The sequence below is a fragment of the Streptomyces sp. NPDC030893 genome, assembly GCF_055571535.1.
On sequence record NZ_JBVIFC010000016.1, the window covers coordinates 84,385 to 98,678 of the forward strand.

The window sequence follows — 14,294 nt, forward strand, 5'->3', positions numbered from 1 at the left end:
GCTCAACACCCCGACACCCGGGGCAAAGTGACCCAAAGCACGTCGATCTTGCGGCCGGGCGCCACGCGGACGTGACGTTCGTCATCCGCGCGGCGTCTCCGTCCTGTCCAACTGCGGTAGCAAACGCGGCATATGACAGCGGCCGACGGCGCGGCTGCGTGGTCCACGGCATTCCGCTGCGGCGCCGTCAACCGCTATCGTCCCCGTTCGAAGGGGCGTCCCCTGCTCGCACACCGAGCTGAGAGCCGGGGACAGGGCCGAGGCCCGTCGCCCCCGCCATGCCCTCGGGGGGAGGGAAGGAACCCGGAACAATGCCCGCACCCGTACCGCGGCAGAGAGCGATCCCGGCCGCGGAAGGTGGTCAGGCGCCGGCCGCTGCACAGCACACAGGCTCCGCCCAGGACTCCTCGGAGGCCAGGACGGCGGTCCCCCGCGCGGCCGCCCCGTCCGAGAGCGGCGCCACGGTCCGGCCCGGCACCGCGCCGGACCGGCCCGGGACGGCCGCGCCCACCAACCTCACACTGCTGCTGATCGAGAACGATCCCGGCGGCTCGCCGATCGTGCCGGATCTGCTCGACCAGTCCGGCAGGCCGATTCGCATCCGCACCGCCCGCAATCTCACCGAGGCCGAGCGGCTGCTGACCGACGACGTCCACTGCATCCTGCTGGACCTCGCGCTGCCCGCACCCGGCCGCGCCGGTGACGGTGACGGTGACGGCGACGAGCTCGCCGTGCTCGAGCACGTGCTGGAGCTCGCGCCCCGGCACGCCGTCCTCGCCCTCACCGGCGCCGACGACACCGAGCGCGGCGCGGAGGCCGTCCGGGTGGGCGCGCAGGACTACCTCGTCCGTGACGAGCTGGACGGCCGGCTGCTGAGCCGGGCGATCCGCTACGCGGTGGAGCGCAAGCGGTCCGACTCGGCCGAGCGGCGGCTCGCCGAAGGCCGGGTGCGCGCCCAGGAGAACCGCCGGCTGGAACGCGGGCTGCTGCCCACGCCGCTGCTGGACGGCTCCTCGCTGCGCTTCGCCGCCCGTTACCGGCCGGGCCGCTCGCGCGCCCTGCTCGGCGGCGACTTCTACGACGTCGTCCGCACCCCGGACGGCACCGTGCACGCCATGATCGGCGACGTCTGCGGGCACGGCCCGGACGAGGCCGCCCTCGGCGTGGAGCTGCGCATCGCCTGGCGCGCGCTGACCCTGGCGGGACTCTGCGGGGACCAGCTCCTCGGCACCCTGCAGGAGGTGCTGGAGCACGAGCGCTCGGACGAAGAGATCTTCGCGACCCTGTGCACCGTCGACATCGCCCCGGACGGCCGCCGGGCGGGCCTGTGCCTGGCCGGTCACCCCTCACCGCTGATCGCCCGCCCTGGGATGCCCGCGCGCCTGCTGCCGCACGACAACAACGGCCCGGCGCTCGGACTGCTGCCGCGCGCCCGCTGGCCGCGGACGCAGGTGGAGCTGGGGGCCGAGTGGAGCCTGATGCTCTACACCGACGGCCTGATCGAGGGCCGGGTCGGCGACACCGGCGAACGGCTCGGCCAGGAGGGCATGGTCGACATGATCCGCAGGCAGCTCTCGCAGGGCCTGAGCGGCGAGGAGCTGCTGCGGACCGCCGTGAACGAGGTGCGGGACCTCAACGGGGGCGAGCTGACGGACGACGTGGCGGTCCTGCTGCTGGACCGGGGCGTGTGAACCGGCCCCCGCGCCGTCACCCGGCGCGGGGCCGGCCCGCCGTGGATCAGCGGCCGCCGTTGTACGGGCCGTAGGGGCCGTCGCTGCTGGAGCCGCCCCTGCGGCCCGCGCGGCCGCCGCCGGGCAGGCCGCGCAGGGCCGGGCGGACGTCGACCATGTACACGATGGTCGCGATCAGGCCGATGATCGGCAGGAACGACAGGATGTTGAAGATCAGGTTCACCACGAAGGCGAGGGCCAGAATGATCAGCCAGAACGGCTTGGTCTTCTTGTCCGCCGCACGGTAGGCGTCCTCACGGCGCGTGGCGGCGTCGATCAGCGCGAAACCGCTGAACACGATCAGGGCCATGCTCAGCAGCCACATGAAACCCGCGAAGCCCTGCATCAGCACTACGTCCACCACCCGACTCGGCTCGTCATCTACGCCGTCACCGTACCCGCATCCCCCGGCCGGCTATCCGGACAACGGGCCGGGCATCCCGTAAGTGCCCGGCCCGTCCCGTCCGTCCCGCCCTGCCGCTACTTCGCGGGCGGGGTCGTCTTCTTGGCGGTGGTCCTGCGCGCCGGGGCCTTCTTGGCGGCGGGCTTCTTCACCTCGGTCGCCCCGGCCGCGGCCGTGGCGGGCTTGCCGTTGCTGACCTCGACGGGCTCGGGCCGGGGCGAGGCCGCCTTCGGCTCGGTGACCGGCTCGGGAGCCGGCTCGACGGCCACGGCGATGTCCTCGATGCCCTCGGCGGCCTCGCCGCGCCAGGTCTTCACGGTCTGCTCACCGCGCTCGGCGACCTTCTCGTACGTCTCCCGGGCCTTGACGGCGTACTCGGCGGCGATGCCGACGCCCCGCAGGGCGAGGTCCTGGGCGTTCTCGCCGAGCTTCTTCAGGTCGGTGTCGATCGAGCCGATCAGCTCGCCGACCTTCGCCTGGAGGCTCTCCTGCGTCTCGCGGACCCGGACGGTCGCCCGCTCCTGGACGGCCTTGGGGTCGGTGTTGCGCACGGCCTCGATACGGGCCGGGGCCTCGGTGCGCAGCTGCTCCACCAGGGCGGGCACCTTCCTGGCCTGCTGCAGCGCCAGGTCGGCGGTGCCGGCGGCGAAGTAGAGCGGGGTCGGGTCGCTGAAGGTCTTGCGCAGGTCGTCGGTGATGGCCATGGTGATGGTCCTCCCGGATGTCGTTTCGGCTGAGGGTTGTGTGAGTGATCCGCGGTGGGCGGCCGGTGCCCTGGTCCGGCTCAGCCGGCCGACCGCCGCGGATCGCTGTCGCTGTCGCTGTCGCCGGCCGCACGGGGCCGGCCCTTTCCGGACGCACCGCCGCGGGCCGTACGGCTCCGGCGTATCACGGCATCGCCGTCCGGGACGTCCACCGCGCGGTCGCTCCCGTCGACGCCCCCGGACACCACCCCGGCCGCTTCCGCCGCCCCGGGGTCCCCCGTCGCCTCACCGTCCTCGGCACCGCCAAACCCGTTCTCCTTGCGGAAGGACTCGTAGATCTGGAGCAGCACCTGCTTCTGACGCTCGGTCAGCGTGGGGTCGGCGAGCAGCGCGGCGCGGGTCTCCACCTCGTCCCGGTCCCGCTCCGCGTCGAGGATGCCGGCCCGGACGTACAGCGTCTCGGCGGAGATCCGCAGCGCCTTGGCGACCTGCTGCAGCACCTCCGCGCTGGGCTTGCGCAGCCCGCGCTCGATCTGGCTGAGATACGGATTGGACACCCCGGCGGCGTCGGCGAGCTGCCGCAGCGACAATTGCGCGCTGCGCCGCTGCTCGCGCAGGTACTCACCGAGATTGCCGACGTTGAGCGATGCCATGCCTCCACCGTGCCCCACCCCGCTAACTTTTGCAAGCACCCGCTTGCAAAAGTGCACCGCGCCACACGAGCGACACCCGGAAGGCCGAGCAACGCACGAGCCGCCCCCGTCCGCCCGGCACCCGGCCGGTGTTCCGGAAGCCGCCGTCGTCCGACAGCGGTTAGCGTGACGGCAGTTGGCCGGGGGATGCGCCGGCCGCCGATTCGTCGGAGGGGAACCATGACGGACGTTCCGCCGCCCCGCGGACTCGAGGAGAGACTGCGGGACACGTACGCGAGGCTGGAGCACGACGTCGACCTCTGGGTCGCGACGTCGGGCACGCCGGGCGGCGCGCACCTGATCCCGCTGTCGTTCCTCTGGGACGGGACCGCGTTCCTGGTCTCCACGGCGCGCGCCTCGGTCACCAGCCGCAATCTGCTGGCGGACCCCCGGGTACGGCTCAGCCTCGGACCGACCCGGGACGTCGTCCTCGTCGAGGGCACCGCCGAGCCGGTGGAAGTCGCCGAGCTGGGCGCCGCTACCGGCGACGCGTTCGCGGAGAAGACCGGGTTCGACCCCCGCCGGATCGACGAGCCCTACCAGTACTTCCGCATCCGGCCGCTGCGCGTCCAGGCCTGGCGCGAGGTGAACGAGCAGGCCGGGCGCTTCCTCATGCGCGACGGCCGCTGGCTCGGCGGGCCGACGACGGCGGACGGACGCGTATGAGCGCCGCGGCCGGCACCGCCAAGTCCGACCTGCACCGCTATCTCCAGGAGGCCCGCGACGCCCTGCTGTGGAAGCTCGAGGGCCTCTCCGAGTACGACATCCGTCGCCCGATGACACCGACCGGCACGAACCTGCTGGGCCTGGTGAAGCACGTGGCCGGTATCGAGCTGGGCTATCTGGGCGACACCTTCGGCCGCCCGTCCGGCGAGGACCTGCCCTGGCTCGCGGACGCCGCCGGGACCAACGCGGACATGTGGGCCACCGCCGGGGAGTCGCGCGCGTTCGTCGTGGAGCTGTACCGGCGGGCGTGGGCGCACGCGGACGCCACGCTCGACGCCCTGCCGCTGGAGGCGACCGGCAGGGTGCCGTGGTGGCCGGACGGCAGGGACGAGCTGACCCTGCACCACGCCGTGGTCCGGGTGATCGCCGACACCCAGCGCCATGCCGGCCACGCGGACATCCTCCGCGAGCTGTTGGACGGCGCCGCGGGCGAGCTGCCGAGGGCCACCAGCGTGCCGTCGGCCGACCCCGCCTGGTGGGAGGCGTACCGGGAGCGCCTGGAGCGTACGGCACGGGAGGCCGGGCGGCAGGCGTGACGGGCGCGGCGACACCGGTGCCCCCGCCCTTACTATGGGCACGTGCGTTCGAATAGAGAGACCCGACCGGAGCCGAGCCCGGCGCTGACCGGCGACGAGCTGGCCCGCTGGTACTGGACGCTGGCCGAGCTGACCGCGCTCGCCCGCGAACTCGGGGTGCCCGCGGGAGGCGGGAAGACGGCGCTGACCGAGCGGCTGCGGGCCGCGCTGGACGGCGCCGCCCTGCCGGCCGCGCCTCCCACCAGGCGCGCCCCCGGCCGTCAGCTCAGCGCGCCGGTGGACGGGTCCACCGTGATTCCCGAGGGCCAGCGGTGCAGTCAGGTGCTGCGCGCGTACTTCCGTCGCGAGATCGGCCCCGGCTTCCGCTTCGACGCCCCCATGCGGACGTTCGTCGCCGAGGGCACGGGGCGCACCCTGGCCGACGCCGTTGCCCACTGGCACGCCACGCGCGAGGCCGCCGCCCGGCCCCGGGAGATCGGCCCGCAGTTCGAACTCAACCGCTTCCTGCGCGACTGGCACACCGCACATCCGGCCGGCACCCGGGCCGAAGCCCTCGCCGCCTGGCGCGCTCACCGCGACCGGCCCCGTGGCCCGGCCACGGGGTGACCGCGACCGGACCCGACGACCGCCCCGCCGGCCGCACCCCGCCGGCCGGAGCCGCGCCCGTCACCCCTTCACCGCCCCCGACGTGAGCCCCTGCACGACGTGCCGGCTGGCGAAGGCGAAGAGGATCATCGTGGGGAGGATGGTGAGCACGGCCGCCGCGGACATCGAGCCCCAGTCGATGTTGAAGCTGGAGATGAAGCCGTTCAGGGCCGTCGGCACGGTCTTGTTCTCGTCGCTGTTCATCAGCGTCACCGACAGGAACAGCTCGTTCCAGCAGTTGACGAAGTTGAAGATGAACGCGGCCACGATCCCGGGCCGCATCACCGGCAGCAGCACCCGGATCAGCGCCCCGAGCCGGGACAGGCCGTCGATCATGGCGGCCTCCTCCAGCGCGTCCGGGATGTTCGCGAAGAAGCCGCGCAGCATCACCGTGCAGAAGGGGATGCACACGGCGATGTAGACGAGCATCAGGCCGAGCCGGTTGTCGACCAGCCCGAGGTCCGTCATCAGCAGGTACAGCGGGCCCAGCGCGATGAAGGACGGGATCATCTGCGTGACCAGCGCCGCCATCAGCAGCGCGGACTTCGTACGGAACTCGAAGCGCGCGAGAACGTACGCCGACAGCGTCGAGATCGCCGTCGCGACGACACCCGCGACGGTCGCCACCACCAGGCTGTTGACCAGGTACGTCCCGAAGTCCGCGGTGCCGAACAGGCCCTTGTAGTTGTCCAGGGAGAACCGCTCGGGCCAGTAGGCGAGGGGGAAGGTGAAGATGTCGCCCGGCGCCTTGAGGGAGGTGACGGTGATCCAGTAGAGGGGGAAGAGGGAGAAGACCAGCCACAGGCCCAGGAAGGTGAACTTCGTGGCCCGTCCGGCCGTGGTTTCCTTGCCGATCACGCCCGTACACCTCGCTTTCCGGTGCCCCGCGCCATGCCGGTCCGGTCCCGCGTCGCCAGCAGGAAGAACACGGCGAAGACCAGCAGGATCGCGACGACCAGGAGGCCGAGGGCGGACGCCTTGCCGTAGTCGCCCTGCTGCGTGATCTTGATCATCCAGGTGGTCACGATGTGGGTCTCGTCGTTCGGCCCGCCGCCGGTCATACCGAAGATCAGGTCGGGGAAGTTGAAGATCCAGATGACGCGCAGCAGCACGGTGAGCGCCAGCGTCGTACGGATGGAGGGGATCGTGATCCGGAAGAGGGTCCGCGTCCGGCTCGCGCCGTCCAGCGCCGCCGCCTCGTACAGCTCGTCGGGGATCGACTGGAGCGCGGCCAGGATCATGATCGCGAAGAAGGTGACGCCGTACCAGACGTTGGCGATCAGCACGGCGATCATCGCGGTGTCCGGGTCGGCCAGCCAGGCGATCGGCGCGTCGATGAGCCCCGCCTTCTGCAGCAGGTCGTTGACGACGCCGAACTCGCTGTTGAACAGCCAGCGGAACAGGATGCCGATGAGGAACCCGGAGATCGCCCAGGGGAAGAAGATCAGCGCCTGGTAGAGCCCGCGGAACCGGAACCGCCGGCGCAGCCACAGCGCGATCGCGAACCCGATCACCAGTTGCGGCACGATCGAACCGGCCACCCACAGCAGGGTGTTGCCGAGCACCGTGCCCCACGCGGGGTCGGTGAAGACGTCGCGGAAGTTCTTCAGGCCCACCCACGAGGTGTCGGTGAGGTCGGTCAGGTTCCAGTTCCGGAACGCCATCTGGCTGCCGGCGACCATCGGGTAGTAGGTGAAGATCGCCACGAAGACGGCGGCCGGTGCCATGAAGGCGGCGACGACCAGGCCGCGCCGGGTGGTGAACTCCCGCCGCCGGCGCCTTCCGGGCGGGGCGCCCCCCTTCCGCGCGGGGGGCGCCTTGCGTACGCCGGACGGGGGCGTGGACGTGGACGTGGTGGACATCGCTACTTCTTCCACTTCTCGGTCCAGTACGCGTCCCAGCCCGCCAGCAGCTCCTTCGGCGTCAGCTTGCCGAGGACCATCTTCTGCACGTCCGTGTCGGCCCGCTGCTGCCACTCCGCCCACCAGGCGACCCCGCGCGGCTGCGTCACGACGAGGTACTGGTCCGGGTTCTCCGTCATGGTGACGTAGCTGGCCCACGGGCCCGTCCGGTAGAACTCGTCCTCGGCCGCCGACTTCAGGATCGGCACCAGGCTGTTCCTCTTGCTGAACTCCGCCGACGCCTCCCCCTCGGAGAGGAACTCGACCAGCTTCACCGCCGCCGCCTTGTTCCTGCTGCCCTCGGCCACACCCCACCCGGCGGTGGCCAGCGGCTGCACGGTCTTCCCGCTGGGCCCCGCCATCAGCGGCGCGGTGCTCCACTGCTCCGGCCGGATCGACTTGGACTCCGAGACGGTGGCGATGACCTCGGGGTCCTGGAGCAGGAAGGCGGTGGAGCCGTTGGAGAAGCCCTCGACCATCTCCGGATAGCCCCACGCCACCGACGACTTGGGCGAGGCCTCCTCGAACAGCTTCAGGTAGGTCTCCATCGCGTCGAGCGCCTCGGGCGCGGAGAAGATCGTGCTGCCGTCCTTCAGCCGGTAGCCGTTGGCCGGGTCGATGTCGTCGGCGACGTACGCCTCGATCGCGGCGGTGGCGTTGCTGTGCGCGTTGGCGCCGCCCCGGAAGGCATAGCCGTACCGCCGCTCCGACGGGTCGTGGATCTTCGCGGCCTGCTCGAGGAGTTCCTCCCAGGTGGCCGGGGGCTTGTCGAAGCCGGCCTCCTCGATCAGGTCGGTGCGGTGGAAGAGGCTCAGCCCGTAGAAGCCGTAGGGGACGAAGTACGTCCTGCCCTCGCCGTTTTCGGAGGCCTCGACGGCGTTGTCGGTGAGGGCCTGCCGGCCCTTCCAGTCGGCGAGGTCCTTCTTCATGTCGTACAGCCAGCCGTTGTTGGACCACGGTCCGACGGTGATGTCCCGCACCTCCAGGACGTCCACGCCGCTGCCGGACTGGAGCATCTGCTGGATCTTCTGGTCGGCCTGCTCGGTGGGCGGGGAGACCAGGTTGACCTTCGTCTTCGGGTTCCGCTTCTCGAAGTCGGCTATCAGCTCCTTCAGCAGGTCGGTGCGGGCGGGGTTGGTCAGGCTCTCGACCATGTTGAGGGTGACTGTTCCGCTCTCACCGGGGCTCATGGTGGAACAGCCGGTGAGGACCATCGCGGCGGCGGTGCCGAGCGCGAGGGCTGCCGTCCTTCTTCTCATCGTGCTGACCTCTTCCTTGGGTGTACGGGGATGCGGCCGGCCGTGCCTCAGGCGGTGCGGTGCCGCTGTGCGCGCGCGGCGCGGGCCCACTCGCCGAGCGCGGGAACGCACCGCTCGGCGAAGTACTCGTAGTCCTCGGCGGTGTTGTAGACATGCGCGGACAGGCGCACGTAGCCGAGGCCGTCGAAGCTGGTGAACGCGGCCTCGACGCCCAGTTCGGCGGCGGCCCGGTCGCGCAGGGCGTCGGCGGCCAGGCGGCTGTCGGCGAGGCCGTCGGGCAGCCGCACCAGCCGCATCCCGGGCACCGGCATGCCGACGTCGACCGAGGCGTCCTCGCCGGTCAGGGCGGTGAGCGCGGCGCCGACGACCCGCTCGGCGTACCCGGCCAGGTCGTCCATGTAGCGGCGGGCGGCGGGCCAGCCCCAGGTGGACTCGACGAAGTCGAGGGAGGTCTGCGCGGCCAGGTACTGGGTGGCGTCCACCGTGCCCTGCTGGTCGAAACGGTCCGGGTAGGGATCGTGGGCGCCCCAGGAGTCGATCAGCGGGTACAGGCCGTCCCGCAGCGGTCCGCGGGCCACCAGGGCGGCCGTACCGCGCGGCGCGCAGCCCCATTTGTGCAGGTTCCCCGCCCAGAAGTCGCAGGTCAGCCCGTCGAGCGGGGCGGCGATCAGGCCGGGCGCGTGGGCGCCGTCCACGAGCAGCGGGATCCCGCGCCGCCGCAGCTCCGCCCCGATCCGCTCCACCGGCAGCCGGCGGGCGGTCGCCGAGGTGATCTGGTCGGCGACGACGAGGGCGGTGCCCTCCCCCACCTCCGCCGTCACGGCCTCGTACGCCCGCTCCTCGTCCGCGTCCAGCGGCACCCTCGCCGTGCGCACCCGGCCGCCCCAGCGGCGGGCGAGCCGCTCGGCGCCCATCGTGACGGCGCCGTAGCCGTGGTCGGTGACCACGATCTCCCCGGCTCCGCGCCGCTCCAGCCCGGCGTACACGGCGCTCACCCCGGCGCTCGCGTTCGGCACCAGGGCGAGGTCGCCGGGGTCCGCGCCGAGGAACGACGCGAGGCCGACCCGGGCCGCCGCGAGCCGCCCCGGCAGCTCGGGGAACCACACCACCGGGGCGCGTTCCATCTCCGTACGCAGCTCCCGCTGCCGCTCCTGGGCGGCCAGCGGTACGGCGCCGAAGGAGCCGTGGTTGAGGTGGCGCAGGGCGGGGTCCAGCGACCACGCCCCGGCCGCCGGCCGGCCGTCGGCCAGCAGCAGGGGACGCGGTGCGGTGGTGACCTCGGTCTCGCTCACATGACTCCCATCCGCGAGGGACATCAGACCCTCAGGCCGAGACGTATGATGAGTCGGGATGGTGCCACGCGTTTTTCGGCCAGGACAAGCCCTCTGCGGCGAAAGAAGTCGGATGACTTATGGCCGACACATGCGAGACATCCGATGACCTGCCTCGCTACAGTGCAGCGAGGGCCGACGGCGCCGCCGGCTCCGTCAGGGGAGGAAACGGATGTCCGCAGTCGACAAGGCGTTCCACGGCCTACGGCACATGATCGCGACGGGGCGGCTGGGCGCCGGGGAGCGCATGCCGCCGGAAGCGGATCTCTGCGAGGAGCTGGGCGTCTCGCGCGGCTCACTGCGCGAGGCGGTGCGGATGCTCGCCGCCCTGGGCGTGCTCGAACCCCGCCACGGCTCCGGCACGTACGTCTCCCCGCTCCGGCCGGAGGACCTCATCGGCAGCCTCTCGCTGACCCTGCAACTCCTGCCGCTGCCCGGCCTGCTGGAGCTCTACGAGATCCGGCGCGTCCTGGAGGCCCACGTCGCCGCCAAGGCCGCCGCCCGCGCGACGCCCGGCACGATCGAGACGCTCTTCTCCCTCATCGAGGCGATGGAGGCCACCGAGGACCCCGCCGAGGCCTCCGAACTCGACCACCGCTTCCACGCCGAGATCGCCCGCGCGGGCGGCAACCCCACCCTCGCCTCCCTGCTCGCGGTCTTCCGCGCCCGCTCCCGCAAGTACCAGGTCTTCACCCTCCCCGAGGGCCCCGAGCTGCGCCGCAGGAGCGACGCCGACCACCGCGTCCTGGCCACCGCCATCGCCGACCGCGACCCCGGCGCGGCAGCGGGCGCGGCCGAGGCACACGTCGCCCAGACGGAACGCTGGCTGCGCGCGCTGATGCCGCCGGTCGAGGAGGACGACACCACCACCGCCTGACCGGACCGGCGCGCGCCGGGGCCCGGGGCCGGCCCCCTACACCAGCGCGCGGGCGAGGTAGGGGTTCGCCGTGAAGCGGACCGGCAGGCCCAGGGCTCCCGTGGCGACGACCAGGGTCACCGCGTAGGAGTCCACCGCGCGGCGGACGTTCGGCGCGTCCAGGCTCGCCCCGGTCGCGATCCGGTACAGGTCGATGTACGCGGAGCGGACCACTTCCAGGCGCCGGTACACCTGCCAGTCCTCGCGCCAGTCACGGGTGTGCTCGGACGGCAGCCGCCGCTCCCAGCGGCGGAACATCCGGTCCCGGATCTCCGGCCGGGTCGGGGTGAGGTGCATGTGCCGGACCAGGTCGTACAGGGGGTCGCCGATCAGGGCCATCTCCCAGTCGATGATCGTCAGCGCGTCGGAGTCGTCCCGGCGCACCAGGTTCCAGGGGTTGAGGTCGCCGTGCAGCAGGGACGGCGCACGGTGACTCACCTCCTGCCGGGAGAGGATCTGGTCCAGACGCGCGGCGTCCGGCAGCCCGAGCTGCCGGGCCAGTTGCTGGGTCTTCCTGGGCAGCTCGCCGACCAGGCGGACGAGCTTGTCCTTGAGCCACAGGTAGAAGCCCCGCTCCCCGGCCAGCGGATCGAGCTGCCGGTAGTCCACCCCGGACAGCGCGCCGAGCTGATCCACGAGTGCGTCCGCCTCGTGCGGCAGCAGGCCGTTCACGGGGTGGTCGGGAAGGCGGTTGACGTCGAGCGGTCCCTCGTAGGTGTGGATGGCGAACCGGTCGTCCGGGTAGGTCTCGCCCAGCGCCAGCGCCCTCGGCGCCGCGACGGCCACGGACGCCTCCTCGATGGCGCGCAGCACCGCGTGTTCGCTGAGGAAGCGGGGCTCCCGCCGGCAGACCTCGGGGAGTCTGCGCCGTACGACGACGGGGTACTCCACGCCCGGTACCCGCACCACGGTGTTGAGGTGGGCGGTGCCCTTGAAGACACGGCCCGCCGGAGCCGCGCCCTCGACCGCCAGGGCGCCGAGCACGGCGGACTCGGGGAAGTCGCCGGGCAGCGACAGCCGGCGGTCCGGCTGCCAGCCGACCGCCAGGGGGCCCGGACCGCGGCCCCGGTCCCGGCGGGACGTCAGCCAGCGGAACAGGGCCCGCTCGATCTCCTGTTCACCGGGCACGTTCCTGAGCCGCAGCGGCGGGGCGGCCGCCTCCAGCGCCCGGCTCACCTCCGCCGTCGCCTCGTCCAGGTTCTTCTGGGAGAACGATTCCTCCAGGGACCGCGCCGCCCTCATGACGTCCGGATAGACCGACTGCGCACGCTCGAAGGCCAGGTAGTGGCCCAGGTCCTTCGCCAGCCCGTTGACGGCGGCGGGCCGGATGCGCCGCATGGCCTCCTCCCACGCGTCGATCACCTCGGGCCACTGGTGGGACGGGTACCGCATCCGCACCAGATGGGTCGCCAGATCGTGGAGCGGGTCGCCGTAGGTCGCCAGCTCCCAGTCGACGCAGATGAGCGGGAGCGCGCCGCCGTAGGAGACGATCAGATTGTCGCGGTGCAGGTCCGCGTGGAGCAGGCTGTACGGCCGCCGCGCCATGACGGGCACTCTCCCGGCCAACCCGGCCAAGGCGTCCTCGGGGATGCCCAGGGCCGCGAACAGTCCACCGAAGGCAGCCCAATTGGGCTGACGGATCTGCTGGTCCGCCAGGTGCGCCAGCGTCCGCAGAAAGCCCTGGCTGTCGGTGTCGTTGCGGGGCCAGAGCGCCGGCAGGGGCGGCAGCGCGCTGCGCCGCACCTGCGCCATCTGGGCGAGCAGCCCGGCCAGCGCCTTGATGAGCAGCGTGTCCAGGGGCTTGCCGTTCCCGCAGACGGCGGAGAGCGGTACGCCCTCCACATAGCTGTGGATCGCGAAGCCGGGTCCCTTGGCGAGGCACTGCGGCACATGCTGCAGGATCCCCTTGACCGCGCCCAGGATCTCGTCCTCGTTCTCCCAGGTCCGGATCACGACCGGCAGCGCCTCGGCCCGGCGGATCCGCACCGTCACGGAGGTGCCCGCCTCCCGGCCCAGCAGGCGGGCCGGCTGCTCGGTCAGCGGCAGCACGTAGTTCTGGTTGTGGTGGCCGCTGCTGGTCTGTCCGCGGCGGGTCGCGAGCTCCACGAACTGCCGGAGCGGATCGGGCGCGGTGGGTGGTCCCCCGAGGGCCGTTCGGGGAAGAGCTGGTGCGCCCACGGGCCGCTCCGGGAGGTACGAGGGGAGTCACAACTGAAGGTAGGCACGCAGCCTCCTCCCCCGCGCGCGGAGTACCGCATGCGGGGCCGCGTCGGGCACGGTGTCACCCGTCTGCCTGAGGTTGCGGAAGCCCGTTCGAGTTGGCTGATGTGCCCCTTGATACGAACGGAGGTGAGCGCTTGCTCAATCGGTGCGCGAATGCTACAGCATGCCGTTCCGGCCGGAAGCGGACCTCACCGGAGAGCGGTAACGGGTTCTCGTTGCCGAGCAGCTTCTCCTTGCCGAACGGCTTCTCCTTGCCGAGCGGCTCTCACTCCGGCATCGGGCTGTCCCCCGAGAGCAGGTTCCACACCGAGTCGAACCACTGCTGCATGGAATCGACGAAGACCGATCCCGGAGCGGTCGGCGTCGCGGTCTTCACATGGTGGGTGAGGGTGGCGCCGAGGCCCAGGACGTCCAGGGCCCGGACCACCTCGCCGCGTTGCAGGGCCAGCGGCCGCTCGATGACCTCGTACATGCCGTGGAGCACTTCCACGGCGTTGAGCAGGTAGAGCTTGAAGGTGGGCGTGAGCGGGGTGTGCCGGATCCGCACGTCGACCGAGGGCACCAGGCCCTCCGTCCGCAGGTCCGTGAGCGCGCCCACGAGCGACGCGGTGTGCGACTCCGTGATGGTGCGCAGCCGTTCCCGCAGGCGGGTGTCGCTCCGGTCGTCCTTGACCCGGGGGTAGGGCAGCGGGAGCGAGGCGTCCGGCAGGAGCATGCGCAGGGTGATGCGCTGGGGTGCGATGAAGCCGCCGCGGATGCGTTCCGACTGGAGCCGGATGTGCGCGTCGAGCGACTCGGACGTGAGCGTGTAGACGTCCAGGGTGACTTCCGGCCGCTCGAAGGCCTCACTGATGAACGGGGCGAGCGTCACCTGTCCCCGCAGCCGCGTCGCCTTGGCGGCCGAGGACTGAATGTGCTGGGTCTTGATCACCCGCGAGCCGCTGCCCTGCCGGGTCCGGATCCAGCCCTCGTTCTCCAGCTCGCGCAGCGCCCGTTGCAGCGTGTCGCGGGATACTCCCAGCTCCTCGGCCAGGGCTCGCTGTGCGGGCAGGTAGGAGCCCAGCGGATAGGGGCCCCCTATCCGCCCGCGCAGCTCGTCGACGACCCGCTGGAACTCCCTGCCGCGGCCTTCGCCCGCCCGGTGTCCTGCCACGAGCGGAACCTACCGCTTTCGGTCCGCCAGCAAACCAGCATGTCAGGCCAACCAGGCGGGCCCGTACGTTCCCGT

General features: G+C 72.1%; 14 protein-coding genes. 5 read left to right on the forward strand and 9 right to left on the reverse strand.

The genetic code is table 11. The features are described 5' to 3' along the window. Positions 1 to 311: 311 nt before the first annotated feature. Entirely contained in the window at positions 312 to 1,691 is a 1,380-nt protein-coding gene (locus ACZ434_RS26390; RefSeq protein WP_468460009.1) for a PP2C family protein-serine/threonine phosphatase, read from the forward strand. A gap of 46 nt (positions 1,692 to 1,737) precedes the next feature. Here the strand turns inward: ACZ434_RS26390 and ACZ434_RS26395 are convergent, their stop codons facing one another. The 3 genes from ACZ434_RS26395 to ACZ434_RS26405 form a co-directional block, all read right to left on the reverse strand. Continuing rightward, positions 1,738 to 2,076, reverse strand: coding sequence for a DUF2516 family protein (locus ACZ434_RS26395; protein WP_468460170.1), 339 nt, complete (start codon positions 2,074 to 2,076; stop codon positions 1,738 to 1,740). 134 nt (positions 2,077 to 2,210) lie between these two features. Then, positions 2,211 to 2,837 (reverse strand): hypothetical protein, encoded by a 627-nt coding sequence (locus tag ACZ434_RS26400; RefSeq protein ID WP_468460011.1) that lies wholly within the window; start codon positions 2,835 to 2,837, stop codon positions 2,211 to 2,213. Between the two features lie 80 nt (positions 2,838 to 2,917). Then, on the reverse strand, positions 2,918 to 3,490 hold the full coding sequence (locus tag ACZ434_RS26405) for a helix-turn-helix domain-containing protein (protein WP_468460013.1): 573 nt from the start codon (positions 3,488 to 3,490) through the stop codon (positions 2,918 to 2,920). A 219-nt stretch (positions 3,491 to 3,709) separates the two neighbouring features. On the opposite strand from ACZ434_RS26405, the gene ACZ434_RS26410 reads away from it, so the two are divergent. The 3 genes from ACZ434_RS26410 to ACZ434_RS26420 are packed head-to-tail and all read left to right on the forward strand — an operon-like array spanning position 3,710 to position 5,397. Then, positions 3,710 to 4,195, forward strand: a complete 486-nt coding sequence (locus ACZ434_RS26410; protein WP_468460015.1) for a pyridoxamine 5'-phosphate oxidase family protein — start codon at positions 3,710 to 3,712, stop codon at positions 4,193 to 4,195. Continuing rightward, positions 4,192 to 4,791 carry a DinB family protein gene (locus ACZ434_RS26415; RefSeq protein ID WP_468460017.1) on the forward strand — a complete coding sequence of 200 codons (600 nt, stop codon included), beginning with the start codon at positions 4,192 to 4,194 and terminating at the stop codon, positions 4,789 to 4,791. The genes ACZ434_RS26410 and ACZ434_RS26415 overlap by 4 nt, the downstream gene beginning before the upstream one ends. 42 nt (positions 4,792 to 4,833) lie before the next feature. Beyond that, positions 4,834 to 5,397 carry a DUF6434 domain-containing protein gene (locus ACZ434_RS26420; RefSeq protein ID WP_468460018.1) on the forward strand — a complete coding sequence of 188 codons (564 nt, stop codon included), beginning with the start codon at positions 4,834 to 4,836 and terminating at the stop codon, positions 5,395 to 5,397. A 60-nt stretch (positions 5,398 to 5,457) separates the two neighbouring features. Here ACZ434_RS26420 and ACZ434_RS26425 read toward each other — a convergent pair whose 3' ends face one another. The 4 genes from ACZ434_RS26425 to ACZ434_RS26440 are packed head-to-tail and all read right to left on the reverse strand — an operon-like array spanning position 5,458 to position 9,888. Further along, positions 5,458 to 6,294: a carbohydrate ABC transporter permease gene (locus ACZ434_RS26425; protein ID WP_468460020.1), complete on the reverse strand. Its 837-nt coding sequence runs from the start codon at positions 6,292 to 6,294 to the stop codon at positions 5,458 to 5,460. After that, positions 6,291 to 7,298, reverse strand: a complete 1,008-nt coding sequence (locus tag ACZ434_RS26430; protein WP_468460022.1) for a carbohydrate ABC transporter permease — start codon at positions 7,296 to 7,298, stop codon at positions 6,291 to 6,293. The genes ACZ434_RS26425 and ACZ434_RS26430 overlap by 4 nt, the downstream gene beginning before the upstream one ends. A gap of 2 nt (positions 7,299 to 7,300) precedes the next feature. Continuing rightward, complete coding sequence (locus ACZ434_RS26435; RefSeq protein ID WP_468460024.1) at positions 7,301 to 8,596, reverse strand: ABC transporter substrate-binding protein; 1,296 nt, start codon at positions 8,594 to 8,596, stop codon at positions 7,301 to 7,303. 47 nt (positions 8,597 to 8,643) lie between these two features. Next, complete coding sequence (locus ACZ434_RS26440; protein WP_468460026.1) at positions 8,644 to 9,888, reverse strand: aminotransferase class V-fold PLP-dependent enzyme; 1,245 nt, start codon at positions 9,886 to 9,888, stop codon at positions 8,644 to 8,646. Positions 9,889 to 10,099: 211 nt separating this feature from the next. Here ACZ434_RS26440 and ACZ434_RS26445 point away from each other — a divergent pair, with 211 nt between their 5' ends. After that, positions 10,100 to 10,804, forward strand: coding sequence for a FadR/GntR family transcriptional regulator (locus ACZ434_RS26445; RefSeq protein WP_468460028.1), 705 nt, complete (start codon positions 10,100 to 10,102; stop codon positions 10,802 to 10,804). Positions 10,805 to 10,840: 36 nt separating this feature from the next. On the opposite strand, the gene ACZ434_RS26450 is transcribed toward ACZ434_RS26445, so the two are convergent. Both ACZ434_RS26450 and ACZ434_RS26455 read right to left on the reverse strand, forming a co-directional pair. Beyond that, positions 10,841 to 12,949 carry a phosphotransferase gene (locus ACZ434_RS26450; RefSeq protein WP_468460030.1) on the reverse strand — a complete coding sequence of 703 codons (2,109 nt, stop codon included), beginning with the start codon at positions 12,947 to 12,949 and terminating at the stop codon, positions 10,841 to 10,843. A 382-nt stretch (positions 12,950 to 13,331) separates the two neighbouring features. Then, on the reverse strand, positions 13,332 to 14,219 hold the full coding sequence (locus tag ACZ434_RS26455) for a winged helix-turn-helix domain-containing protein (protein WP_468460032.1): 888 nt from the start codon (positions 14,217 to 14,219) through the stop codon (positions 13,332 to 13,334). Positions 14,220 to 14,294: the final 75 nt, after the last annotated feature.

Bases quoted from the DNA above. Each gene is read 5' to 3' on its own strand.
- ACZ434_RS26390 (WP_468460009.1), top strand. From the start codon at position 312: ATGCCCGCACCCGTACCGCGGCAGAGAGCGATCCCGGCCGCGGAAGGT.
- ACZ434_RS26395 (WP_468460170.1), bottom strand. From the start codon at position 2,076: ATGCAGGGCTTCGCGGGTTTCATGTGGCTGCTGAGCATGGCCCTGATC.
- ACZ434_RS26400 (WP_468460011.1), bottom strand. From the start codon at position 2,837: ATGGCCATCACCGACGACCTGCGCAAGACCTTCAGCGACCCGACCCCG.
- ACZ434_RS26405 (WP_468460013.1), bottom strand. From the start codon at position 3,490: ATGGCATCGCTCAACGTCGGCAATCTCGGTGAGTACCTGCGCGAGCAG.
- ACZ434_RS26410 (WP_468460015.1), top strand. From the start codon at position 3,710: ATGACGGACGTTCCGCCGCCCCGCGGACTCGAGGAGAGACTGCGGGAC.
- ACZ434_RS26415 (WP_468460017.1), top strand. From the start codon at position 4,192: ATGAGCGCCGCGGCCGGCACCGCCAAGTCCGACCTGCACCGCTATCTC.
- ACZ434_RS26430 (WP_468460022.1), bottom strand. From the start codon at position 7,298: ATGTCCACCACGTCCACGTCCACGCCCCCGTCCGGCGTACGCAAGGCG.
- ACZ434_RS26435 (WP_468460024.1), bottom strand. From the start codon at position 8,596: ATGAGAAGAAGGACGGCAGCCCTCGCGCTCGGCACCGCCGCCGCGATG.
- ACZ434_RS26445 (WP_468460028.1), top strand. From the start codon at position 10,100: ATGTCCGCAGTCGACAAGGCGTTCCACGGCCTACGGCACATGATCGCG.